At 55.0% G+C, this 24,173-nt stretch carries 16 protein-coding genes; 14 read left to right on the top strand and 2 right to left on the bottom strand.

Annotated features, from left to right (window positions below; genetic code table 11):
- Nucleotides 1-6: 6 nt before the first annotated feature.
- Entirely contained in the window at nt 7-2,433 is a 2,427-nt protein-coding gene (locus tag Pan97_RS02905) for a DUF1592 domain-containing protein (RefSeq protein ID WP_144970599.1), read from the bottom strand.
- A gap of 427 nt (nt 2,434-2,860) precedes the next feature.
- Between Pan97_RS02905 and Pan97_RS02900 the strand changes: the two genes are divergently transcribed.
- From Pan97_RS02900 to Pan97_RS02840, 13 genes are all read left to right on the top strand, one after another.
- Nucleotides 2,861-3,685: an alpha/beta hydrolase family protein gene (locus Pan97_RS02900; protein ID WP_144970597.1), complete on the top strand. Its 825-nt coding sequence runs from the start codon at nt 2,861-2,863 to the stop codon at nt 3,683-3,685.
- A 146-nt stretch (nt 3,686-3,831) separates the two neighbouring features.
- Nucleotides 3,832-5,436, top strand: coding sequence for an arylsulfatase (locus Pan97_RS02895; protein ID WP_144970595.1), 1,605 nt, complete (start codon nt 3,832-3,834; stop codon nt 5,434-5,436).
- Nucleotides 5,437-5,471: 35 nt separating this feature from the next.
- Entirely contained in the window at nt 5,472-7,268 is a 1,797-nt protein-coding gene (locus tag Pan97_RS02890) for an arylsulfatase (RefSeq protein WP_144970593.1), read from the top strand.
- Nucleotide 7,269: 1 nt separating this feature from the next.
- Complete coding sequence (locus Pan97_RS02885; protein ID WP_315861155.1) at nt 7,270-8,763, top strand: sulfatase-like hydrolase/transferase; 1,494 nt, start codon at nt 7,270-7,272, stop codon at nt 8,761-8,763.
- A gap of 38 nt (nt 8,764-8,801) precedes the next feature.
- Entirely contained in the window at nt 8,802-10,247 is a 1,446-nt protein-coding gene (locus Pan97_RS02880) for a sulfatase family protein (RefSeq protein WP_196782265.1), read from the top strand.
- A gap of 334 nt (nt 10,248-10,581) precedes the next feature.
- Nucleotides 10,582-11,481 carry a DUF1559 family PulG-like putative transporter gene (locus tag Pan97_RS02875; RefSeq protein ID WP_144970589.1) on the top strand — a complete coding sequence of 300 codons (900 nt, stop codon included), beginning with the start codon at nt 10,582-10,584 and terminating at the stop codon, nt 11,479-11,481.
- A 52-nt stretch (nt 11,482-11,533) separates the two neighbouring features.
- Nucleotides 11,534-11,962, top strand: coding sequence for a hypothetical protein (locus Pan97_RS02870; RefSeq protein ID WP_144970587.1), 429 nt, complete (start codon nt 11,534-11,536; stop codon nt 11,960-11,962).
- Between the two features lie 174 nt (nt 11,963-12,136).
- Nucleotides 12,137-12,706, top strand: coding sequence for a sigma-70 family RNA polymerase sigma factor (locus Pan97_RS02865; protein WP_144970586.1), 570 nt, complete (start codon nt 12,137-12,139; stop codon nt 12,704-12,706).
- On the top strand, nt 12,703-14,433 hold the full coding sequence (locus Pan97_RS02860) for a FecR domain-containing protein (RefSeq protein ID WP_144970584.1): 1,731 nt from the start codon (nt 12,703-12,705) through the stop codon (nt 14,431-14,433). The genes Pan97_RS02865 and Pan97_RS02860 overlap by 4 nt, the downstream gene beginning before the upstream one ends.
- A 3-nt stretch (nt 14,434-14,436) precedes the next feature.
- Complete coding sequence (locus Pan97_RS02855; protein WP_144970582.1) at nt 14,437-17,667, top strand: DUF1553 domain-containing protein; 3,231 nt, start codon at nt 14,437-14,439, stop codon at nt 17,665-17,667.
- 47 nt (nt 17,668-17,714) lie between these two features.
- A complete protein-coding gene (locus Pan97_RS02850; protein WP_144970580.1) occupies nt 17,715-19,142 on the top strand; it encodes a DUF1501 domain-containing protein in 1,428 nt (475 codons plus the stop codon).
- 352 nt (nt 19,143-19,494) lie between these two features.
- On the top strand, nt 19,495-19,695 hold the full coding sequence (locus tag Pan97_RS02845) for a hypothetical protein (protein ID WP_144970578.1): 201 nt from the start codon (nt 19,495-19,497) through the stop codon (nt 19,693-19,695).
- Between the two features lie 122 nt (nt 19,696-19,817).
- Nucleotides 19,818-20,138, top strand: coding sequence for a hypothetical protein (locus Pan97_RS02840; RefSeq protein ID WP_144970576.1), 321 nt, complete (start codon nt 19,818-19,820; stop codon nt 20,136-20,138).
- A gap of 300 nt (nt 20,139-20,438) precedes the next feature.
- Here the strand turns inward: Pan97_RS02840 and Pan97_RS02835 are convergent, their stop codons facing one another.
- Entirely contained in the window at nt 20,439-22,244 is a 1,806-nt protein-coding gene (locus Pan97_RS02835; protein ID WP_144970575.1) for an alpha-amylase family glycosyl hydrolase, read from the bottom strand.
- Nucleotides 22,245-22,431: 187 nt separating this feature from the next.
- Between Pan97_RS02835 and Pan97_RS02830 the strand changes: the two genes are divergently transcribed.
- On the top strand, nt 22,432-24,153 hold the full coding sequence (locus Pan97_RS02830; RefSeq protein ID WP_144970573.1) for an arylsulfatase: 1,722 nt from the start codon (nt 22,432-22,434) through the stop codon (nt 24,151-24,153).
- Nucleotides 24,154-24,173: the final 20 nt, after the last annotated feature.

Here is a 24,173-nt window from a genome sequence, read left to right as displayed (position 1 = left end):
GGATGGTTATTTGCTTAGGAATAGATCGCTGGTGACAACGTGCTCGATAATCGAGCGGAACCCATATCCGTCCGCGGCAGCCTTATTGGCGATCGTTTCAACTTGCGGTCGATCGGCGAACTCAATCGTCGCCCCCGTTCCATACACCAAGAGGTGTTCGGCTACGTTGGCGGCGAGCCGATGCGGATGGCTGGTCACGATCTTCTGAAAGCCTTCGATGTTTTTGAACTCCTGCCCGCTGGGCAATTCATAACTGGCGTCGATCGCAGGACCATTCTTGACGCCACGCCCCGAAACCTGCGGATAATAGTCTCGCCACTTGCCAGTCGGATCAAAATTCTCGAGTGCAAATCCGGCCGGGTCGATTTTCTTGTGACAACTGGCACACTCGCCTTGACTACGGTGCTTGGCCAACTGTTCGCGAATCGTCTTGGCACCGCGGATGTCTGGCTCGACCGCGGGAACATTGCTCGGTGGCGGTGGCACGTCGACACCCAGCAAACGCTCGGAGACCCAGACTCCACGAATCACCGGCGAGGTGTTCGAGCCGTTGGCGGTCACTTTCATGATCGCGCCCTGGGTGATCAGACCGCCACGTCGACTTTGGGGCTTCAGCTTGATGCGTTGCAGTTCGTCCCCAGTGATGTCATCAATTCCATAGTAGCGGGCCAGCCGACTATTGAGGTAGGTAAAGTCAGAATCTATCAGGTGCGAAACGTGGAGATTCTCTTTCAGCATTTCACCGAGATAGGTCTCTGTTTCGTTGAGCATGGCCTGTTCGACGATCGGGTCGAAGTCCCGGTATAGCTTGGAATCAGGCTGGGTGAAGTCGATCTGATCCAGGTCGAGCCATTCGGCCGCCCAATCGTGAAGAAACTTCGTGCCGTTGCTGCCGGACAACAGCCGTCGTGTTTGCTGCTTCAGAGTTTCGGTGTCACGCATCTTACCGGCCGCGGCCAACTGCATCAGCTGATCATCCGGCGTACTGCCGGTCAGAAGATAGCTGAGGCGAGTAGCGATCTCGTAATCGTCGAGCGAGCCCGGTTCTTCCGCAAAATAGATAAACCGAGGCGAGCACAAGAGCGCACGGTAACCCAGACGAATCGCGTTGACAAAATCGGCTTTGCCATCGATCGCTGCATTGACCTCGGCAAGATACGGCTGCATCTCGTCGGAGGTAACCGGACGCCGGAAGGCACGGCTGGCAAATCGCGTCAGCAGGCGTTCCGCGTCTGCCTTGGGGTTCGAGCTCGTCACCTTCCATGGCTTACGTTTATCTTTCTGCGGCTCGACCTTCAAGTCACCAAATAAGAATTCGCGAACCTGATTGTCGTCACCGTTCAGGTGAATCTGTTTCATGGTCACGCGATCAAACGCGATACCGGGAAGGTCTTGTGGTTCCCCTTCGCCGACACCTACCTGACCGCCAGCGAAACGTCCCTTCTTTAAGGTCGTGTCTCCTGGGCGAATCTCGAGCATGTGCCCCTTGGGAAGCCATGTCGTGAACTTGACCACCTTAGGCTCTTCCATCGCCTCGAACGTTGTCACATTAGCAAGCAGCGGAGCACTCGAAACGCACGGGCCACTACGAACGGTCGACCAGACGCCGCCTGTCTTTGGCAACTTGACCCCGGAAACGGTCACTTCAAATTCAAACCATCCATCGGTTTTCGCCGTAGTGGCCGGCAGACGGCCGTAGTAGATTAGGCCTGAACTCCATATGACCGCCTTGCCCTTTCGCATTTCCGGCTCGCGGCAGCGTCGTTGAGGGCTCGTTCGAGCAACCCCTTGAGCATCGAAGTCCCGTTCGTATTCATCTTCAGGACTAAGTGCGCGGCGAAACGCCTCATCGAGCGCCACATCGACTGTCTCAAGATGAGCAGCCAACTGAAAATGTGACATCCCTTGTCCTGAGGCAACGGTCGTGAATCCTTCCGTCTTTTGCTCTTCCGGCAGATAGTCCAATAGCGGAATGTCGATGCCCAGTAGATCTTGCATCGAGCGTTCAATTTGCTTTCGGGTCAGACGGCGTCCGCGAACACGTCCATACTTGGCATGGATGCTCTTTTGAAAATTGGTCAGTCCATGAAAGGTGGCCGCCAGGAATGCTTGGCGCTGTTTTGGGTCCGCCTCGCCGTAATCGGCGGGAGGCATCTCGCCCTGGTGAACTCGATCGTAGATACGAACCCACCGCTGCAGATTGCTGCTATCTCCCAGGTCAAAAGAAAGCTTCTCAAGATCGAGTGCCGCCTCTGCTGAATCGCCTTGGTGGCAATCGTAACAACTATTTTCCAGGAAGCTTCGGACCGCATTGGGCGAGGTCGATTCGGCGGCATGTAGTGCGATGGTTGACGTCAGCAATAGAATCAGACCCGTCACACCAGCAATGTACGTGTGATGCGCGCATGTCGAAGCACGTAGGGAAAGTTTCATGGCAGTCGCTAAGCAGGTAGGAAGGGGCCGCAATGCGTGGTCACGGCAGGTATTGGGAGGGTGTCGATACCGGGGGTAGGCCTCTCTATTCCTTCGGCATCTCCCGTGAATTCTAGCCAATATGTTCAAGAAAAGCGAGAAGCTTTGCGGCAGCTAACAGGTAATTCCAGCCCCATACAGCCCAATCGGGTGGACTACTCAGCCAGGTACAAATCATGCGCCGGAGGCAGATCGACCGATGGGAATATGTCCATGTCTCGCAAAGTGATAATTCGCAAAGCGTCCAAGGCAATCAGCGTCGAAAACTTGCGGCACGCTGAACTGGTTGTCAAACTGGGGAAGAGAACTTGGCATCCGCACTTATCCTGCAAGTCAGTTTTCAGGCATTCCAACGACCGTTCCCCCAAGACTCGGGACACTCCCAACTGTGCGTCATCTTCATCTGGTTACAGCGACCGTTTTATTCACGATAACCTTCCTTGGCTCACTCGCGGCTGCCGATTGGCCTGGGAAAGAGTCCCAGTGGAACGGGTACGCCAAGGTTGACTTCACCGTCGATCAGCGGCCCGCCTATGTTGTCGTCCCCAAGCAAGCGGCTGAGGGTAACCCCTGGGTATGGCGAGCCCGCTTCCCTGGCTTTCACGCGGAGGCTGACTTGCTGTTATTGGAACGAGGTTTCCACGTCGCTTACATCAACACGAATGACATGCTTGGTAGCCCGAAAGCAATGAAGCACTGGGACAACTTCTACGATTTCGTGACCGAAAAGGGACTTGCTAAGCATGTCGCCTTGGAAGGTGTCAGCCGCGGTGGTTTGTTCGTCTACGGCTGGGCATCCCGACATCCCGATCGTGTTACGTGCATTTACGCGGACACGCCAGTCTGTGACGTCAAAAGCTGGCCCGGCGGCAAGGGAAAGGGAGTCGGAAGCAGTGGGACCTGGCAACGTTTGCTGAAGGAATATGACTTCACGGAAGCGGAAGCCCTGGCATATGACAAGAATCCGATCGATGTTCTAGCCCCAATCGCCGAGGCTAAGATTCCCATCCTGCACATTGTTTCGCTGAACGACGTCGTTGTTCCCCCAGCAGAAAATACCTTCATTCTGGCCGAGCGATATCGCAAACTAGGTGGAAATATCGAGATTATTGAAGTCCAAGAGGGGACCGAAAAGTCGCAAGGACACCATTTTACTCATCCCGACCCCAAACGGGTTGCCGACTTCATTGAGAAGTATGAAGCCAAGCCATAGGGCAGCGGCGTCGTTTTTTGACCAGCGGCTACCTTTCCGCTGGGACGAGATAATTTGACGGGGTGATCGATAGCGAGGACAATACAGGTCCGCGCTATCACTCCCCTTGCCTTCTAATCCGGCTTCCCAAAGCACTGGAATCAATCATGCTAAACCGGTTCGCCCTGCGCGCGCTGCCACTAGCGGCTGTCTTTTTACTGGCATCCGTCGCACCTTCGCTTGTCATTGCTCAAGAGAAGCCCAACATCGTTTTAATGATGGCCGATGACATGGGCTTTTCGGATCTCGGTTGCTACGGCGGCGAAATCGAAACACCCAATCTCGATCAACTGGCGGACAGCGGCATTCGCTTCACGCAGTTCTATAACACGGCTCGCTGCTGTCCGACGCGGGCCGCCTTGCTGACCGGCCTCTACCAACACCAGGCCGGTATCGGTCACATGGTAGGCGACTATGGTGTTCCGTCTTACCAAGGCTATCTGAACGACCAATGCGTCACGATTGCCGAAGCACTTCGTGGGGCAGGATATACGACCCTCATGACCGGCAAGTGGCATGTGGGGTCGAAACCGGAACACTGGCCGACCAAGCGAGGTTTTGATCGCTACTGGGGAACGCCGTCAGGCGGTGGTGTCTACTTTAAAGACACGCTTGAGATCCGGAACACCGTATTCTTCGTCGACAACGAGGAAAAGATCGAGCTACCAGACGACTTTTACATCACCGATGACCTGACCAATCGTGCGATGGAGTTCATCGACGAAGCAGTCAACGAGACCCAAAAGCCGTTCTTTCTTTACCTGGCACACATTGCTCCCCATTGGCCACTACAGGCAAAGCCGGAAGACATCGCTCGCTACGAAGGCAAGTACGATCAAGGATGGGATGCAACCCGTGACGCACGATTCACTCGACAAACGAAAATGGGACTTTTCCCAAGCGGCACCAAATTGAGCGATCGCGACAAAGACGCCAAAGCGTGGGAAAAGATGCCCCAGTCTGCTCAAGAAGATCTGGCACATCGCATGGAAATCTATGCCGCCCAGATCACTTGCATTGATGAAAACGTTGGCAAGTTGATCGCCAAGCTCAAAGAGTTGGAGCAGTACGAGAACACGCTATTCGTCTTTCTTTCCGACAATGGCTGCTCGGCCGAAGGGGGACCAGGCGGCTTCAGTCGCGGTAAGAAGGACGCTCCGATCGGAACTGGTCTCTCGTACGCCAGTGTCGGTCTAGAATGGGCAAATGCCAACGATACTCCGTTTCGCAAGTTCAAGATGGACACGCGCGAAGGAGGAATTTCTTCGCCGCTGATCATTCACTGGCCGCGGGGCGTACGAAACGACGGACGCCTGGTTAGTGCTCCCAGTCACGTCATTGACGTCATGCCAACCCTTTTGGAAGTTGCCGGAGCGACCTATCCGGACAAGCGAAACGGCAAGACGACGATTCCTCTAGAAGGGCAAAGCTTCGCCAATCAATTCTCGTCGACCAAAGCTGTCCCGTCTCGCGATCTGTTTTGGGAACACGAAGGAAACCAGGCCATTCGTCGAGGCGACTGGAAAGCCGTTCGAATCAAGAATGGCCCCTGGTCGCTGTACAACCTGAAAGATGATCGTACGGAAACGACCAACCTCAACCAGTCTCATCCAGAGAAAACGCAGGAGCTTGCCGAAGCATGGGAGGCTTGGGCCGAGCGATGCGGAGTTTGGGATTGGAATCAGCTTCAGAAACAGCGCCGCGGAAAATAATCTCACCCATCGATTTCACCCTAGGGTTTTCCATTATGAAACAGCTATTCCTGGCCGCATTCATCGCGGCATTCAGTTGTACCAGCCTGTCAGCAGCCAAGCCTAATGTCGTCCTTGTGATCACCGATGACCAAGGCTATGGCGACTTGGCCTGCCATGGCAATCCGGTCATCAAGACTCCTAACATCGACCAGCTTGCTTCCGAGTCGTCTCAGCTATCGAATTATCATGTCGCCCCGACTTGTTCACCGACGCGTGCCGCGCTTCAATCGGGTCACTGGACCGACCGGGCTGGTGCCTGGCACACCATCATGGGACGTTCGATGCTTCGCGCTGAAGAGACGACGCTTGGACAGCTCATGAAAGACAACGGCTACGTCACCGGCATGTTCGGCAAATGGCATCTTGGAGATAACTATCCTTATCGCCCCGAAGACCGCGGCTACGACGAAGTTTATCGTCACGGCGGAGGGGGCGTCGGTCAGACGCCTGACCTTTGGGACAACGCCTACTTTGACGGCCAATACTTCCACAACGGCAAGATTGCTCCGGCCAAGGGTTTTTGTACCGATGTGTTCTTCCGCCAAGCCAATCAGTTCATTCGCGACAGCGCCAAGGCGAACAAACCGTTCTTTGCCTACATTTCTACCAATGCCCCCCACGGTCCGCTGCACTGTCCTCAGAACTACATGGATATGTATGCCGATCAAAAGGCGGGGATCGCTGCATTTTTTGGAATGATCACCAACGTCGACGATAACGTCGGCAAAACACGAAAGCTACTCGACAACCTCGGCATCGCCGACAACACCATCTTCATTTTCACGACCGACAACGGAACCGCGACGGGTGGATCCGTTTTCAACGCTGGCATGCGAGGCAAAAAAGGGAGCGAGTACGACGGCGGCCATCGTGTGCCGTTCATGTGCTACTGGCCGGCGGCTGGAATGAACAAGAAGCACGTGAGTGATCGCCTGACCCACGCGGTCGATATCGCCCCCACGCTACTCGAACTGACCGGTGGATCGGCCCCTGAGAACTATAAGTTCGATGGAAAGTCGATTCGTGCTCTTCTCGATCCCGCGGCGACTGTCGACTGGGAAGACCGCTACCTGGTAACCGATTCGCAGCGAGTCCGAGACCCACGCAAGTGGAAGCAAACGGCCGTCATGTCGCAGCAGTGGCGACTGATCAACGGCAAGGAGCTTTACGACATCCAGAAAGATCCAGGCCAGAAGAATAACGTCGCCAAGGACCACCCGGACGTAGTCGCCAAGATGACCGCTTTCTACGACAAGTGGTGGGCGGAGCTTGAACCAACCTTTGCAGAGCCTACTGAAATCTACATCGGACATCCTGCCGCTCCTGAGGCATCGTTGACCGCGCACGATTGGATCCAGGACGCTTATCCTCCATGGAACCAAGGTCACATCCGCAATGGCGACGGCTACAACGCGAAGAAGCAAAACGTCAAGCACAAGGGGCACTGGGCGGTAAAAGTCATTCGTGACGGCACCTACGAAGTGAGCCTCCGACGCTGGCCGGCAGAAGCGGATCAATCGATCCTGACCGACTTGCCACCAGGAACGGACGTACCTGGGGCCAGCAAAGCGATGCGTGCCCGCCCAGGCGTCGCCTTGCCGATCGAATCCGCCACGTTGAGAATTGACGGGAAAGACCTGGAGTCCAAGCCCGTCTCCCCCAATGCTCATGAAGTAACGTTTACGACCAAGCTCAAGTCAGGCTCACGCCAGTTGTCTCCCCTGTTCGTCATGGACGATGGTAGTGAACTGGGAGCCTACTATGTCGTGGTTCGTTACGTGGGAGACTAACGTGAAGCGACTTCTTTTTGCTGCGATTTTTTCGATCTGGCTCGCTGGGTCGATATACGCCGCTGAGCTGCCCAACATTGTCATCCTCTACGCGGATGATATGGGCTTTGGCGACTTAGGTGCCAACAATCCCGATTCTAAGATTCCCACGCCAAACTTAGATCGGTTGGCACAAGAAGGGCTACGATTGACAGACGGGCACAGTTCGTCCGGTATCTGTACACCAAGTCGCTATGCCCTTCTAACAGGGCGATATCACTGGCGAAAGTTTCATGGAATTGTCCAGGCGTTCGGTTCACCAGTCATCGACCAAGACGAACTGACGCTGGCCGAAATCCTGAAGGCAAAGGGATACAAAACGGCATGCATCGGCAAGTGGCACTTAGGTTGGAACTGGGATGAAATCCTCCGACCAGATGCCAATGTCAAATCAAATCGCGGCAACCGGGTCATCCAACCAGAAGCGTTCGATTGGTCGAAGCCCATCTCGGGTGGACCCACCTCGCACGGCTTCGACGAATATTTCGGCGACGACGTCCCCAACTTTCCGCCCTATGCCTGGTTCAAGAATGATCGAGTCGTTGATCAACCCTCGGTCATGTTGACGGAAACTCCCAAGACACCTGAAGGCAGCTGGAGTGCGCGACCTGGTCCGGCCGTTAAAGATTGGGACTTCTGGGCGGTCGTGCCAAGGCTGGCCGAGGAAGCCGTCGACTGGATCGCCCACCAAAAAGGTAAGCAAGAACCCTTCTTCTTGTACGTGCCATTCAACTCGCCTCATTCACCGATTGTCCCGACCAAAGAGTTCGTTGGCAGTTCCCAGGCAGGGCCCTTCGGTGACTTCGTTCACATGACGGATGCGATGGCCGGCAAGATCCTCAGCGCGCTTCAAGAGAATGGCTTGGAAGACAATACGCTTGTGATTTTCACGGCCGACAACGGCGCGGAACATTATGCGTACGAGCGAGTCAAAAACTTCAACCACTGGAGTTCCGCCCCGTTTCGAGGCGTGAAACGCGACCTTTACGAAGGCGGACATCATGTCCCTTTTGTCGTGAAGTGGCCAGGGAAGATCAAGCCGGGCAGTACCAGCGATGCCCTGATCAGCCAGGTCGATTTGATGGGGACGATCGCCGCGATCGTCGACTACCAACTGCCGGAAGATACCGCGCACGACAGCTACAATCAGTTGCCGGTCTGGCTATCCAATGAAGCGAGCCCGCGCGAAACGATCGTTCACAACACAGCCGCCAAGGCTTACGCGATCCGTGACGGCGACTGGCTTCTGGTCGATGCCCGGTCTGGCTCACACAATCGAATCCCCAAATGGTTCGACGAAGAGCGCGGCTACAAGGAAGACGACCTGCCTGGTGAACTTTATGATTTGAAAAATGATCCGGCTGAGAAGAAGAATCTATACGGAAGCAAGCCGGAACTTGTGCAACAATTGAAGCAGAAGCTGAAATCAATCCAGGCCCGTGGCCAGGTTCGCTAGTTTCCTTTTGGACTTATCAACGACGAAGAGTGCTCCTCATGATGCGCATCGCAGTTCTTGCCGTAGCTTTCCTGGTTTCGTCTGGCTTGTCCGTTGCCAACGCGCAGACGGGTGATTCTGAAAAGAGGCCTCACATCATTTTCGTGATGGCGGATGACATGGGCTGGGGGCAAACCGGATATCGAAATCATCCCGTTTTGAAGACACCCAACCTCGACCTGATGGCCGCCAATGGCCTTCGACTGGAACGGTTCTACGCTGGCTGCTGTGTTTGCTCGCCTACCCGGGCGAGTGTGCTTACCGGTCGTTCACCGGTCCGTTGCGGCGTTCTGACGCACGGTTACGCTTTGCGACACCAGGAAAAGACACTTGCCCAGGCACTCAAAGATGCCGGGTATGTCACCGGGCACTTCGGCAAGTGGCACCTTAATGGCCTCCGCGGGCCTGGTGCGCCAATCCTCGCGGAAGACACTTATGGCCCAGGGCACTTCGGCTTCGATGAGTGGGTCTCAGTCACGAACTTCTTTGACGTCGATCCACTGATGAGCCGACAAGGCAAATTCGAGCAAATGGAAGGAGACTCATCGGAAGTGGCTATGGCCGAGGCCATCAAATTCCTCGAGAAACACAAAGACGGTGACAAACCGATGTTCGCAGTCGTATGGTTTGGTACGCCTCATAGCCCCTTCAAAGCACTCGACGACGACAAGATTCCTTTCGGCAATCTCAAAGCCGACTCCGAAAACCACTATGGCGAACTCGTTGCCATGGATCGCAGCATCGGTACGCTGCGTTCGGCTCTGCGTGAAATGAAGATCGCCGACGATACCTTGTTTGTCTTCTGCAGCGATAACGGTGGGCTACCGCGAATTGAGCCTGACACGGTCGGTGGATTGCGAGGCAATAAAGGGAACGTCTACGAAGGGGGGCTCCGCGTCCCGGCCATCATCGAATGGCCGTCGATGATTCAGCCACGAATCAGCAGCTATCCAGCATGCACCATGGACCTCTTCCCCACGGTTGCGGACGTGCTTGGTCTTCCGGAAGACGTCTTCGTTAAACCACTGGACGGCGTCAGTCTAAAGCCGCTTTTTACGGATGAGATCGGGCCTCGCGAGCAACCGATTGGCTTCCGATTCCAGAAACAAGCTGCCTTGGTTGACAACGACTGGAAATTGGTGACGTCCAACCGAGAACAAGACAACAAGTTTGAGCTTTATAACCTGAAGGACGATCCGCACGAAGAGAAGGACCTTGCCAAAGCGAAGCCTGACCAACTCGCGAAACTCAAGTCGGCCTACCAGGCCTGGGACGCCGCCGTCGAAGCAAGCTTTGCGGGTAAAGACTACGCAGCCGGTAAGCTGACCGAGCCTGACCCCGAACCTCACTACTGGACGATCGATCCCCGGTACGAGAAGTATCTCCCAGAGTGGAAAGACCGCTGGGAATATCGATCTTACATCCAAAAAGTCTTGAAAAAGTGAGGATGCCTGATCGCCCGCTACACTAGCTGAATGCCCTATTAAGGGCACATGGGAAACATTACCCTGAGAGGTGCGATCTTTTTTTCTTCGTTTCCCCAAGAAATTATAGTAAAGCCTCCATTCGACGTACGACTAGGTTATGGAGAGTGTTGCCTCGTCATGTTCCCACCCTCCTCAAGTTCGCCGTAAGCTCTTTTCTCTAATGCAGTTACAGTCCCTGCACGCACTTGTTGGCCAGCGCATGCGGCTTTAGTCAGGGACCCTTGATCTGCGAGAATGCTCTCGCTTCACCCCTCATTTCTCATCCATCTATTTTCTATTCAGGAAACGCACTATGGCTCTTCGATCTCCCACGGTCATCAAGGGTGGGTTTACACTTGTCGAACTCTTGGTGGTCATTGCAATTATTGGCGTTTTGATCGCCTTGTTGCTTCCTGCGGTTCAGCAAGCGCGCGAATCCGCTCGCCGTACTCAGTGCGTCAACAACTTGAAACAGGTCGGACTCGCCGTCCATAACTTCCACGACACTTACGGCGAACTGCCTCCTTCGCGGATTCAATATGAGTACCTTGGCTGGTCCGCCTTGCTGCTGCCCTTCATGGAACAAAACAATCTCTTCGATCAACTCGATCTGAAAAAGAAGTACAAAGATCAAACGACGGCTGCCCAACAAGCCAGTGTTGCCGGTTACGTTTGTCCGAGTCGCCATCAGGAAGGTGATTTGACGAAAGTCGTTCAGTCCATCAACGCCGACAATGGTGCCGTCTGGGACTATGCCACCGTCAGCGGCCCAAGTGGCGACAACTCCATCATTCGCCAACTGGGCAAGGAAAAGGGCATGCTCATTGTGGCCAAGGGCAATAAGGACAAATACAGCAGTCAGACGAACTTCGCTTCGGTCACCGACGGCCTGACCAATACGATCATGATCGGCGAACGACATGTTCAAATCGACAACCTGAAAGACGAAACGACCGGCCACGACGGCCCCATTCTTAGTGGCTGGGCCTATACGACCATGCGAGCAGCCGGCCCAGACTACCCGCTGGCCAGCAATATGAGAGATGACGTCGATGGAGTTGCACATCTGGTATTTGGCAGCTTTCATCCAGGCATCACCAATTTTGTCATGGGAGATGCAAGTGTACGCCCCATCCAGGTCAATATCGATGAAGACAATCTCGGGCGACTGGCGAGCCGCGATGACGGTGAAGTGATTAGCGTCGAATTCTAATCGATTGACAACCTCTTCTCTTTACAATCCCGCATCGGAGGCAAGCCACACCGTGAAAACCTCAACACCTCGTCTCGCTCTTTGCATTGGGATGGTTGCCCTGGTCTTGATGCCCCTTGCTGGTTGCGAAACGCCGGTCGCCACCCATCCTGTTACCGGCACGGTCATGCTTGCCAATGGATCGCCGGCGGGGGGCGGTATTATCAAGTTTCGCACGACGTCCGAAGATGGCGAAATCGTCAAAGCTCACGGGCAAATTCAATCGGACGGTTCCTTTCGGCTCACTACCTTTCAGGATGGTGACGGAGCCCTGGAAGGAGACCACGAAGTGATCCTTTTCAGCCCAGCGACCGGAGATGGCGGCGGCGCGGTGGCCGTCCCGAATTTCCCCAACAGATACCGAAAGTATGAAACGTCCGGACTCAAATTTCACGTGAGTCCAGGCGAGAACGATTTCGTGATTCAACTGGAAACCCGCTAACGAGGTTTCCCAGTACTGCCGCCCCTTAAGGTGCGGGGATGCCCCTTTATTCAATCGGTTTCATCGAGATTTCCGTAGTAAACTAACCATTAGGCGTACGATTAGAGGGTAAGAGCCCCGTGAAGCTATTGGCTGCTTCATACCCTTCCCCCATAAAACGCCTGCCTTAGCAATATGTCTTACGAGTTTTCAGAACGTTCTCCGCTCGACGACGAATCGCAAGATCAGCGATACGCGGACTTTCTGGCGTATTTCTCGGCAGACTGCGACCGGCTGCATGCCTATATTTATTCATTGCTGCCGCATCACGCGGACGCCGACGACGTTTTCCAACGCTGTAGTCTGCTGCTTTGGAAGAAGTTTGACACGTTCGATCAGCAGCGAGACTTTCTGTCGTGGGCATGCGGCGTCGCCTTTTACGAAGTGAAGAATTTCCTGCGAACGGCTCAGAGAGACCGCCTGCAATTCAGTGAAACGCTGTTAGACCTTCTAGCAGAGCAGCGAAGCGAGGATTTGGGGAGCGTCCCCGATCACCTGGCCGCACTCCGCCTGTGCGTCAAAAAACTGACCGATCATCAACAGCAATTAGTCTGGAAAGCATACGGCGGCGCCACTACCGTCGCCGACCTGGCGGCCGCCACCGGTCGTTCGGCCCAGACGCTTTACAATCAGTTGGCAACCATTCGCCGCAAGCTGGCCCACTGTGTCCAGATGCGACTCGCCGCCACAGGAGAGGACGCATGACAATCGAACCCAACAAACGACTCGCGGAATTAGCACATCGCAGTGTTCACGAGAGCCTGACGGCAGAAGAGCACGCGGAGTTGGAAGCAATGCTCTTGGCCAGTCCCGAAGCACGGGAAGAGTACTTCCTTTTCCTGGACCTGGAGTATGGCCTGGCCAAACTTGCGGCCGAAGAAACCGGACGCCAAACGCTTAGCTTACCACAGGCCGTAGTTCGCCCTGCGAAGCAGCTCAATCAGCCAACACGTACGCCTAGCCTGATTGGTTACTGGCCGCTATTGGCGCTAACGCTACTCGGAATGATTACTCTTCCCATGGTGTATTGGATCGCCAACCAGAATCCGGTCGCCCAGAGTGATCCTCCGGTAGAAGTAAAACCAGAAGACGATCAACCAGGACCTGAGGCCAACCCGGAAATGCAGATCATGCAACTGGCGCGAAGCCGCTTCTTTGGCGAGCCAGAAGCATTCGCTCCCGGGGATACGCTTGCCCTGGATCACGACTACGCCCTGGTCGAAGGAAGCGTTCAGCTTCGTAGCCGCACCGGGGCCGAGATGATCGTCCAGGCACCTGCCGTTTTTGCGGTTCAGTCTGCCGAACGCGTGCTTTTGAAAGTAGGCCAGTGCTCGGTCTACGCTCCCGATGGCGCCGAAGGTTTTCGCGTCCTGACTCCTCAGGCCGAAGTAGTCGATAAAGGAACGCGGTTCTCCATTAGCGTCAATGAATCAGGCGAAGCGGACGTTGAAGTCATCGAAGGAGCCGCCGAGGTATTTACCGCCGAGCAGGCCAGCAAGCCGATTCATGGAGGCCTTCTTCTCGAAGCGGGGGAAGGACGCGTCATCAACTCGATGGGTGAAGTCGCCGCCGGCGATGCCTCGCAGTTCGGTCGCACCTACAAGTCGATCCTGCCTGACCGAATCATCTCGTTCGACGTTTCTCCCCAAGGAGATCCCGAGCCTGACAAGCTGTTGGCGGTCACTGCCCAGCGGGGTGGTAAGACCGTGACCTACGACGTCGACCAACTCATTGGCTTCGATTTGATTCACTTTAAGGTCAACAAGAACATCAACAATCTGACGACTCCTCTTCTTAGTATTGATCCCAAGAGCGGTGATGACACACGTCGCCGCGCAGAATACTTGGATCGCGATCATTGTCTTTGCACTGGCATCCTGAACCCAGGTGGTAGCGAAATCCCGTTGACTTCAGATCCCGATATCAGCAACGAAGACCTGGGCAAACGGACGCCAGGCCTGGCGGTTCGCTTCCACGAGCCAATCGTGAATGCTCCCGGCCCGGACATCATCTTCTTTGATCTGCACGTGGTCGTTCATCCGGAAGACGGCGATCCATTCCACGTTTCCCCTACCCACTTCGAGCCTGGTCTGAAGTCTCATACCATTCGTGAGTACGACATCTCGCTCGTCGATCATGGTTCGCATCAACTAAGCAACTTTCGTTTGTACGGATTCGACCGACGCATTCGTAGCGTGGACGAACTTTGCCAATCGAATCACAACGGTGGTGTCCCTCATGCGGTTCCTGCCAAAGTGATCGCCGCCGGTATTGATCTTTCGGATCTTGGCTATCCGGAAGGTGCCGAAGTTCACGAATTGTTCATTCAAGATGCCATGGACGACGAGAACTTAATTGACCCCGTTTTTATCGGGGGCTTCCCGCCTGTTTTCTCCGCCTCGCCCGAAGAGCCCACCTCAACGGAAGAGTAAGTTATGCCAATTTCCCTTCGCCCACTCACGTCACTGGCACTGCTGCTTTTGACGGGACTGATTTCACCCGCAATTGCTGCGGATGACAATAAGCAAGCGATCTTTTTCGAAACGAAAGTTCGCCCTTTATTGGCTCAGCACTGCTTTGAGTGTCATGGTGCGAAAGAGCAAAAGTCAGACCTGCGTCTCGACCGCCGCAACCACTTCATGAAAGGTGGCAGCAGCGGTCCGATTGTGGTCCCCGGCAAGCCGGACGAAAGCGAACTCCTAGCTGCGGTGAAGTACGAAAGCTACGAGATGCCCCCTTCGGCTCCGCTCCCAGACGAGCAGATCGCCATCCTCGAGACATGGATTAAGAATGGTGCCTACTGGCCTGAACACCCAGGCGAAACGCGAGAGGACGAACTGTTCACCGAGGAAGACCGTGCCTGGTGGGCATTCCAGCCGGTCGAACAGCCTGACGTTCCTCAGGTCGCCCCAGAAGCAATCACCCACAACCCGATCGACAATTTCATTCTCGCCAAATTGAAAGATCAAAAGCTGTCCGCGGCACCGCCAGCCGAGCCGCGAGACCTGATCCGGCGTCTCTATTTCGACATGCTCGGCGTACCGCCGACTCCGGAAGAAGTGAGTACATTCGTCAGCGACCCGAGCCCTGCGGCATACGAAGAGCTGGTCGACAAGGTCTTGGCCGATCCCCGTTATGGACAACGCTGGGCGACCCATTGGCTGGACGTCGTTCGCTATGCCGACTCCGATGGTTATCGCCAGGATGCCTATCGGCCGCTGGCGTACCGCTACCGCGACTACGTGATCAAGAGTCTGAATGAAGACAAGACGTACAAGCAGTTCATGACCGAACAGTTAGCTGGGGATGAGGTTGCCCCGGACGATCCGGATGCCCTTGTCGCCACGTACTTTCTGCGCGGCGGTGTGTACGAGTACAACAGTCGCGACGCTGAAGGGCAACAGGTCCTCATCAATGATGAACTGACCGATACCGTGGGCGATGTGTTTCTGGGGATGGGCATTGCTTGTGCTCACTGCCACAACCACAAATTCGATCCGATCTTGCGGGATGACTACTATCGTCTGCAGGCGTTCTTCAAGCCGTTGGTCTGGAAAGATTCACACCCATTGGCCACCGACGAAGAACTTAAGAAGTATCAGGACGAGTTGGCTAAATGGGAGGCCAAGCATCGGGATCTATTGGACCAGATTGCCGAGATCGAAAAGAAACCGCGCGAAAGTGCCCGGCGAAAAGCAGTCGAGATGTTTCCTGAAGAAGTCCAGGAAATGTACTGGAAACCGGCTGACCAGCGGACTACGTACGAAAACCAAATCTTTTACCTTGTCGAAAAACAGGTCGAGTTTGAGTACGACCGCCTGCAAGGCCGAATTCCCAAGGATAAGCAACAGACATGGGAAGACCTGAAAAAGAAGCTACAGGATGTCGTCGGTAGCAAGCCCAAGCGACCTCCCGTCGCCGACATTGCCGGGGATGCTGAAGGGACGATCGCTGCGACGACCATCCCAGACGAACGTTCGCAACGCGAGATCAAGCCCGGCTTCTTGACCATTTTGGAACCTGGCGACGCAGAGATTGATCGTTCTTCGATTGCTAACGCGAAAAGTAGTGGACGACGTGCCGCGCTCGCCAAGTGGCTTTGCCGAGACGACAACCCTCTTTCGCCGCGAGTCATCGTCAATCGGGTTTGGCAATATCACTTTGGCATGGGTCTCTCTTCCAATGCCAGCGACTTCGGTCGCCTGGGCGAACCCCCCACGCACCCTCAGCTGTTGGACTGGCTGACAAGCCAATTTATCGAGAACGGCTGGCGACTCAAACCAATTCATCGCCAGATCCTGCTATCGGCGACTTATCGTCAGTCCTCGTTGATTGAAGTTCCGGAAGTCGCCAAAATGGTCGATCCGAAGAATCGGTTGCTGTGGCGATTCCCTGCCCATCGTTTGGAAGCCGAACAGATTCGCGACGCGATGCTGGCCGTCAGTGGCGAACTTCAAAACAAGACCGGAGGCCCAGCATCGTCCAGCAACAGTGCCGTGCGTACCGTCTTCACCAAGAAGATGCGTAATTCTCCGGACGCACTGCTGGAAAGCTTCGATTCCCCCACCGGGTTTGCCAGTGTTACCCAGCGGAATGCCACCACCACCGCGACCCAATCGCTGTTGATGTTCAATGGCGACTGGACTCTGAAACGATCGGAAGCGATGGCGAGGCGACTCAACCGCGAGCATGGCACCGACTACGAAGCCATCGTTCGTGAAAGCTTCCGAGAGTGCTTCGGTAGAATGCCCCGGCCTGAGGAACTTGAAGCGGCTGTGTCATTCATCGAAGAGCAAGTCGCCTACAACCGCGACCTCACCAAGGCTAAAGATGGCAAGCTCCCTTCCACGGCGTTGCTTGATGAACCTCAGATGCAGCGCTGGAGTACGGCGTTCAATATTAGCGATGAAACGCCTCATCAGTTTTTGACGCTCCCGGACACCAAGGCTCTCCCTTCGCACAACTTTACGATCGAAGCGTTGGTTTTCAATCGAACCCTATTCAAGGATGCCTCGGTTCGTACGATCGCGGCTCATTGGAATGGATCGCAATCGACGCCTGGCTGGAACTTTGGAATCACCAGTGACAAGTCAGCGTATCGCCCCCGAAACCTGATCCTGCAACTGATCGGCAAGGATAAGAGCGGCAAGGTGAAGTACGAAGTAGTTCCGTCCAATATTCGTATCCCTTCCGACAAGCCCTACTATGTTGCTGCTTCGGTCGACTTTGACGCCGGCACGGCCACGTTCTACGCACGCGACATGTCGTATGACGAATCGGAACTGGAAACGGTTGTCGTCAAGCATTCCATCGTGGGCGACTGTGGTTCCGATTCGCTTCGCTTCAGTGTCGGCGGCCGCGATGCCCAGAGCCCGCACAATTGGGACGGTCTTATCGATGACGTTCGATTGACGCGAAATGCAATCAACGAGGAATCTCAAATCCTGATCAATACTCCGAATGATCCTGTCACCGACGATACGGTCGGCATGTGGCAATTCGTTCGCTCCAATCCCAACGGTCCGTTGGCCGACACCGCCAATGCAGAGCGAGAACTGGAACTTTCGCGACGCTCTGATCGACGCGGCCTGGGGCCGATTCTGATTGCGTTGAGCGACTACTGCCACGTTTTATTGAATTCCGGCGAATTCCAATTCGTCGACTAGCCCGCTTAGTTCGTGCCTTATACCGAAACTCCGGAGGGAGAATCGCCATGAACAATCAACCTCATATTGAAGTCCCAACCACTCGCCGCGAATTTTTGGCCAAGTCGGGCGGTGGCTTTGGCGCGATGGCTCTGGCCGCCCTTATGGCGCAATCCGCTTCTGCCGCGCCGGCCGATCCCCGGGCTCCGAAGACGACCCACTTTCCCGCCAAGGCGAAGAATGTGATCTTCCTGTTCATGGAAGGTGGCCCGAGCCATATCGACCTGTTCGATCCAAAGCCCCTGCTCAATGAACTGGCCGGCCAGAAGCTTCCCGAAAGCTTCGGGAAGGTGATCCTGGCGATGGGAGAAAACGATGCTCCCTTGATGCGTTGCCCTCGCAAGTGGAAGCAGCACGGAGAAAGTGGCTTGTGGGTTTCGGACTGGTTCCCTGAAATTGCGACCTGCGCCGATGACCTGTGCGTGATTCGATCGTGCGTATCGGACGGCATCAACCACTCGTCCGGCGTTTGTCAGATGAATACCGGTCACGTCATTGGTGGTCGCCCTTCCCTGGGTGCCTGGGCAACATATGGCCTGGGAACGGAAAACCAGGACATGCCTGCTTTCGTAGTACTGACCGACGGCAAAGGCCAACCGGTCAACGGGTCGCGAAACTGGGGCAGCGGCTTCATGCCGGCCGCCTATCAGGGCGTTCAGTTCAAGTCAGGCGCCGATCCAATCTTGAACCTGAATCCGCCCAGCCACATCACATCCAAACGTCAGAAGGCGAAACTCGATTTCCTCAGTCAGTTAGATCGCGAGCACGCCGCGGAGCGAGAAGACTACTCGGAGCTGGAAGCTCGAATCAAGTCGTACGAGCTAGCCTTTCGCATGCAGTCTGCAGCACCGGACATTGTCGACCTGAGCAGCGAAACAGAAGAGACCAAGCAGCTTTACGGTATCGACCAGAAGGAAACGAACGTTTTCGGCAACAACTGCCTGCTGGCTCGTCGGCTCGTCGAAAATGGAGTTCGTTTCGTTCAACTCTACAGCGGAGCTGGAAGCGGCTGGGATGCCCATTCCAATATCGAAGGCAACCATGGCAAGCTCTGCAAGGAGGTCGACAAGCCTATTGCCGGCTTGCTGAAAGACCTCAAACGTCGAGGTCTCTGGGATGAAACGCTTGTGATCTGGGGGGGGGAGTTCGGTCGTACTCCCATGTCGGAAAAAGGGAATGGTCGGGATCACAACCCGACTGGGTTCACCATGTGGATGGCCGGTGGCGCCATACCAGGCGGTCGCACCATTGGTGCCACGGATGATCTCGGGCTGAAAGCGGTCGAGAATCCGCTACACGTTCACGATCTTCATGCAACCATCATGCGTGTGCTTGGTGTCGACCACACCAAGCTCATCTATCGCCACAAGGGTCGACCTGAACGAATCGACATGAACGAAGGACGGGCAGAAATGAAAGTCCTTGGGCTCGGTTAAGTCGCTAACGGAAAACCTCTCGCAGAGTCCGCTCAGACTTATGCACCTGGACTCTGCTGGCAGCCGCATGCAGGCACTTTGCGACGTGGCCAATTTCTTTCCAACCATGTCCTCAGTCCGTATCGTTTTGCGCGAGGGTGACTACAAGATAGCCACCTTTTGTTCAGTCTCGATGAATATCAGACATTGTGAAATTTTTCCCATTTACAGTTTCTCTGGCAGCTGAGAAACTACCGAGATAAGGAGTATTCGTCGCAAGGAAATAGCGACGATGTCGCAACGTTCTAGGCGGAAATTGGGACGCTCGGCATTTGGATTTGATTGTGCATCTGTTCTCACAAAGGAGTCCAACATGGTCCGTTTTGCCATCATCGAGGTGAATCAAAGCCTCACCATTGCCCAAGTCACGCCAGGACAACTGCCGGAAGATACGGCTCGCCAAGAGCGCGGTTATCTGATCGATCCCGCCACCTACCGGTCCTACGATCAGGCTCGTGAAGCATTATTCAAGATGCTGCCCGAGAATGCTGACCAAACTCTCCTTCAGGCTTAACAACCCAAGACTAATTGCCCTGGTTGATGTCCTTTCGGCAATTGGTTTTCCCGAAAAAATTCACCGCGACAGTCGCGTTTCTACCACATCCCTCAAGGCAACTCTGGTCCAACGGAAGAGGGATGATCTTCCGTGCAATCGATTCAGACGGAACGGAACTACTCAGATTGTCGCGGGTACCCGCTGGACAACTACTTCGACATTCCTCGCCTGGCTTGCCTCTCTCAGGGATACGTGCGGGGAATCAAGTTGGAACTGGTCATCACGCTGATTACGATGACATTCGTTCGCGCATCGCTGGCATTCAATCCTCGGCCAGCTTGGCCGTGGAAACGATTTCCGACGCCGACAATGTCGTGAAGCAAGTTCACAACATTTCGACCACGATCGCAGCCGCCGTGGAAGAACAACGTTGCGTCGCTCAGAGCATCTCCGAGCAGTGAACCGCGGTCGCTGGCGGAGTTCAGTCGGTCTCGCACAGCCTCGATCAGTCGACGGAAGCCCGTGCCGAGGTCAGCCGCAACATCGCCCAAGTAGAAGACGTCGCCAAGCGAACGTCGAGCGATGCCGCCAAGACGGGCAGCGTCGGAACTCGCATGACCTCGCTGGCTTCGAAACTGAACGAGACGTTGAGCGAGTTCAGCTACTAATCGTCACCAGCGAGAAGAGCATCACCTTGAAGACTCGATCGGCATGCCGATCGAGTCTTTCCGTTTCTTGTTCGCGTCAGTCGCTATTTGGCACTAAATCGAAATGCCGCGAATCCGACCTTCTCCAACAAGCACTCCCAACGCACCCATTGCCCAGGCACTCGTTTGATCCGCCAAAGGTAGTGCGCACTGGGAAAGCAGAACATTTCCCGACAACTCGACATGCAGATCGCCTGTTACTTCTTTCGGAGTTCCCAGTCGTATCACGGCAAACGCCGAGTCCTCCGCATGCTGGTATTGAACAATGGCCGCGTGCGCTAGTGCATCCCAACGTGCCTGCAGATTGGCGCCGGCGAAGAGTCCCTGTTTCTTCCACGTCTTGCGAAGACGAATCAATTCACGATACCACTGAAGCGTCTCCTCACTCCCTTTCTCTCGCGGGCCGATCTGCGATTTCCTAAACGCTGCTTTGGACAAACAAGATACCGTGTCGGTCCAGTCGTGCTGCGGGTACTCACGACGACGCCCTTTCTCAACCGCATCGCGAAGGTGTGCGTCGCCAAAGTCGGCAAAGAAGTAGAAGGGCTTATCACAGGCAAACTCCTCTCCCATGAACAGCATGGGGATCGCCGGAATCAGACACATCAAAGCGGCCGCCGCGCGGTGGGCTTCGTGAGAGGTGACCTGATGCAAACGCAGACCATCGGGATGGTTGCCAATGAAGTCGTGATTCTGAATGGAAAAGATCAACGACTCCCAGTCCGCCGCCGCGTCATCTTCTGCCAGTGGTATGCGTCGTCGTTTTTCTTCAAACGTTCCCCGAAACACATACCCACGGCGCAGAACCATATCGATATCTTCGCCAGCGAGGTAACGACGATCGGACATATGTTCGTCGGGGCGCGTCTCCGCGGCGACTGCATGCAGAAAGTCGTCACACCAGATCGCACCAAAGCCATATCCACCTTCGTCGAGCGGACGCAGGAGTTCCGGATCGTAGACGTTGCTTTCGGCAATCAGATGCAGCTTACGCCCTAACTCCACTTGCATCTCGGCGAAGGCTTTACCAACATCGGCGACAATGTGCGATTCCGATTCGTCCAGAATACAATGCGTCGCATCTAGCCGGAGTCCATCGAAGTGAAATTCTTCAATCCAGTACCGGACGTTCGCGACAATATAATCTCGCATCATCGCACTGCCATCGCCGTCCAAGTGCGGAGCATCTCCCCACACCGTTTGATGCCTCGGCGAGACATAGCCTCCGAAAGGATGCAGATAGTTGCCCTCGGCACCGAAGTGGTTGTAAACCACGTCCAGAATCACCGCGATTTCGCGTTGATGGGCCGCGTCGACCAGTTGCTTCAGCTCGTCCGGTGTGCCAAATGTGTTTCGCGGCGCGAAGAAGTTCGTTCCGTCGTAGCCCCAGTTCCATCTGCCCGCCGACTGCGCTAAGGGCATGATTTCAATCGCGGTAACTCCAAGATCGACGAGCTCTGCCAATCGATCGATCGCGGCCAGGTACGTTCCTTCCTTGGTAAACGTGCCAATGTGGAGTTCGTACAGAATCATTTCATCCTTGGGCAGGCCGTGCCATGCTTCATCCTTCCAACAATAAGCGGCAGGATCGATCCACTGCGAAGGGCCGTGAACACCATCCGGTTGAAATCGGCTGGCCGGATCTGGGCGAGGATTTCCGTCCGGCACACGAAACCAATAACGCGTCCCAGGAGGCACCTTTGCGATAGCAGTGAACTCGCGATCCTCTGTCGCGTTCATTGGCAGTTCTTGCTCATGGTCCCCTTCAATCCGCAGAGTAAGCTTCTCGCACGCTGGTGCATGAACCGTAAATAGAACGTTGCCATCTTCCAGACGACGGGGACCAAAGGTACGAAGCATAGCGAACTCAATTCCAGTGCAAAGGATTTCAACGGCCGCAAAATCTCTAAAATCACGAGTCGATTATTTCGCGGCTCAGTCGATTCGACAAGGATTCGTTTTCTCGACAATTTGTGGTTCGTGTTTTGGTTTTGTTTCGGCTACAATCAGAGCCACCACTCTCAACTCTGCTTTTCGAGAACTCACCATGCCTAAGCTTTCCACCTGGGTCCCTACGTGGACTTTCGCCCTGATTGCCTTCTCGACCGCTGCACTGTCTGCTGCTGATAAGCCGAACATCATCGTCATTCTTTCCGACGACATGGGCTACTCGGACATAGGCTGCTACGGAAGCGAAATTCAAACGCCAACACTCGACACCTTGGCCGATAACGGCTTGCGATTCTCGCAATTCTATAACACGGCCCGCTGTTGTCCGACGCGTGCATCGCTGCTGACCGGTCTTTACCCGCACCAGGCTGGCATCGGACATATGGTGACTGGTAACTACGACATCAGCAAGTTCCCTGGTTTTCAGATGGGCTTGAACCAGCGCTGTCAAACGATTGCCGAAGTCCTGAAGCCAGCAGGCTACAAAACCTACATGACCGGCAAGTGGCACGTCTGCAATAACATTCGGCCTGAAGGTACCAAGAAGAACTGGCCGCGTCAGCGTGGCTTCGACCACTTCTATGGCACCATCACCGGAGCCGGTAGTTTTTATGATCCCGCTGCTTTGTGTCGCGACAATACGCTGATCACCCCAGAAAACGACACCGAGTATCAACCCGAGACGTTCTACTACACCGATGCCATCGGCGACAACGCGGTGCGCTTTCTCAAGCAGCATCACGAGCAATCCGCCGATGCTCCCTTCTTCCTTTACGTCGCTTTCACGTCCGCCCATTGGCCTATGCATGCGTTGCCCGAAGACGTCGCCAAGTATGACGGATTCTACGACAACGGCTTTACCGAGATCCGTGAGAATCGTCTCGCTAAGCTAAAGCAACTCGGCCTGATTGATGCCTCGTGGGAAATGTCGGAACAGGCCGGCGACTGGGACAGCCTTAAGCACAAAGAGTGGGAAATTCGCAACATGGAAGTCTACGCGGCGATGATCGACCGCATGGACCAAAACATCGCGAAGATCACTGCCCGACTAAAAGACTCAGGCGACTTCGACGACACGGTCATCTTCTTCATGCAAGACAACGGCGGCTGTGCCGAAGGGGTCGGACGTGCCAAAGACAAGAATTTACCGGCCCCACGTCCGGCTATGGCAAGCGACGAGTTGCAGTTGGATATCATCCCCAAGTTCACACGTGACGGTCGACCTGTTCGTCATGGGCCAGAAACCATGCCAGGAGCCGACGACACCTACATTGCTTACGGTCGTGATTGGGCGAATGTTTCCAATACGCCTTTCCGTGAATACAAGCACTGGGTTCACGAAGGAGGAATCTCAACGCCATTGATCGTCCATTGGCCCAAAGGTATCGCGGCTTCGCAAAACGGTAAGCTGAATCACACCCCCAGCCACCTGATCGACATCATGGCAACCTGTGTCGATGTCGCGAAAGCCGACTACCCCAAACAGATCAACGGCACCGATATCACTCCACTTCCAGGCATTAGCTTGGCGCCAGCGTTTGCCGGCAACCAGCCACAGCGGAAGACACCAATCTTTTGGGAACATGAAGCGAACTGCGCCGTTCGAGACGGCAAATGGAAAATCGTTCGCTACGGCAAGATGGGCTCTGGCGAGACCACGCCGTGGGAACTGTACGACATGGAGGCAGATCGTACCGAACAACACGACCTGGCCAGCCAACATCCCGAACGCGTCCAGAAAATGGCCGACCAATGGCAAGCCTGGGCAGAAGCCTCCGATGTCCTTCCGTGGCCTTGGGGTCATCTTGGTAAAAAGTAACGTCCCTCGAGAACACCCCC

The organism is Bremerella volcania (assembly GCF_007748115.1).
GTDB classification, from domain to species: domain Bacteria; phylum Planctomycetota; class Planctomycetia; order Pirellulales; family Pirellulaceae; genus Bremerella; species Bremerella volcania.
Note: the sequence above shows the minus strand (reverse complement) of the source record. Positions and strands in the feature narration are given on the sequence as shown.

What these genes read in the sequence shown, in the direction of transcription:
- Pan97_RS02905 (WP_144970599.1), bottom strand. Translation starts at nt 2,433, where the DNA reads ATGAAACTTTCCCTACGTGCTTCGACATGCGCGCATCACACGTACATT.
- Pan97_RS02895 (WP_144970595.1), top strand. Translation starts at nt 3,832, where the DNA reads ATGCTAAACCGGTTCGCCCTGCGCGCGCTGCCACTAGCGGCTGTCTTT.
- Pan97_RS02890 (WP_144970593.1), top strand. Translation starts at nt 5,472, where the DNA reads ATGAAACAGCTATTCCTGGCCGCATTCATCGCGGCATTCAGTTGTACC.
- Pan97_RS02880 (WP_196782265.1), top strand. Translation starts at nt 8,802, where the DNA reads ATGATGCGCATCGCAGTTCTTGCCGTAGCTTTCCTGGTTTCGTCTGGC.
- Pan97_RS02875 (WP_144970589.1), top strand. Translation starts at nt 10,582, where the DNA reads ATGGCTCTTCGATCTCCCACGGTCATCAAGGGTGGGTTTACACTTGTC.
- Pan97_RS02865 (WP_144970586.1), top strand. Translation starts at nt 12,137, where the DNA reads ATGTCTTACGAGTTTTCAGAACGTTCTCCGCTCGACGACGAATCGCAA.
- Pan97_RS02860 (WP_144970584.1), top strand. Translation starts at nt 12,703, where the DNA reads ATGACAATCGAACCCAACAAACGACTCGCGGAATTAGCACATCGCAGT.
- Pan97_RS02855 (WP_144970582.1), top strand. Translation starts at nt 14,437, where the DNA reads ATGCCAATTTCCCTTCGCCCACTCACGTCACTGGCACTGCTGCTTTTG.
- Pan97_RS02850 (WP_144970580.1), top strand. Translation starts at nt 17,715, where the DNA reads ATGAACAATCAACCTCATATTGAAGTCCCAACCACTCGCCGCGAATTT.
- Pan97_RS02845 (WP_144970578.1), top strand. Translation starts at nt 19,495, where the DNA reads ATGGTCCGTTTTGCCATCATCGAGGTGAATCAAAGCCTCACCATTGCC.
- Pan97_RS02840 (WP_144970576.1), top strand. Translation starts at nt 19,818, where the DNA reads ATGATCTTCCGTGCAATCGATTCAGACGGAACGGAACTACTCAGATTG.
- Pan97_RS02835 (WP_144970575.1), bottom strand. Translation starts at nt 22,244, where the DNA reads ATGCTTCGTACCTTTGGTCCCCGTCGTCTGGAAGATGGCAACGTTCTA.
- Pan97_RS02830 (WP_144970573.1), top strand. Translation starts at nt 22,432, where the DNA reads ATGCCTAAGCTTTCCACCTGGGTCCCTACGTGGACTTTCGCCCTGATT.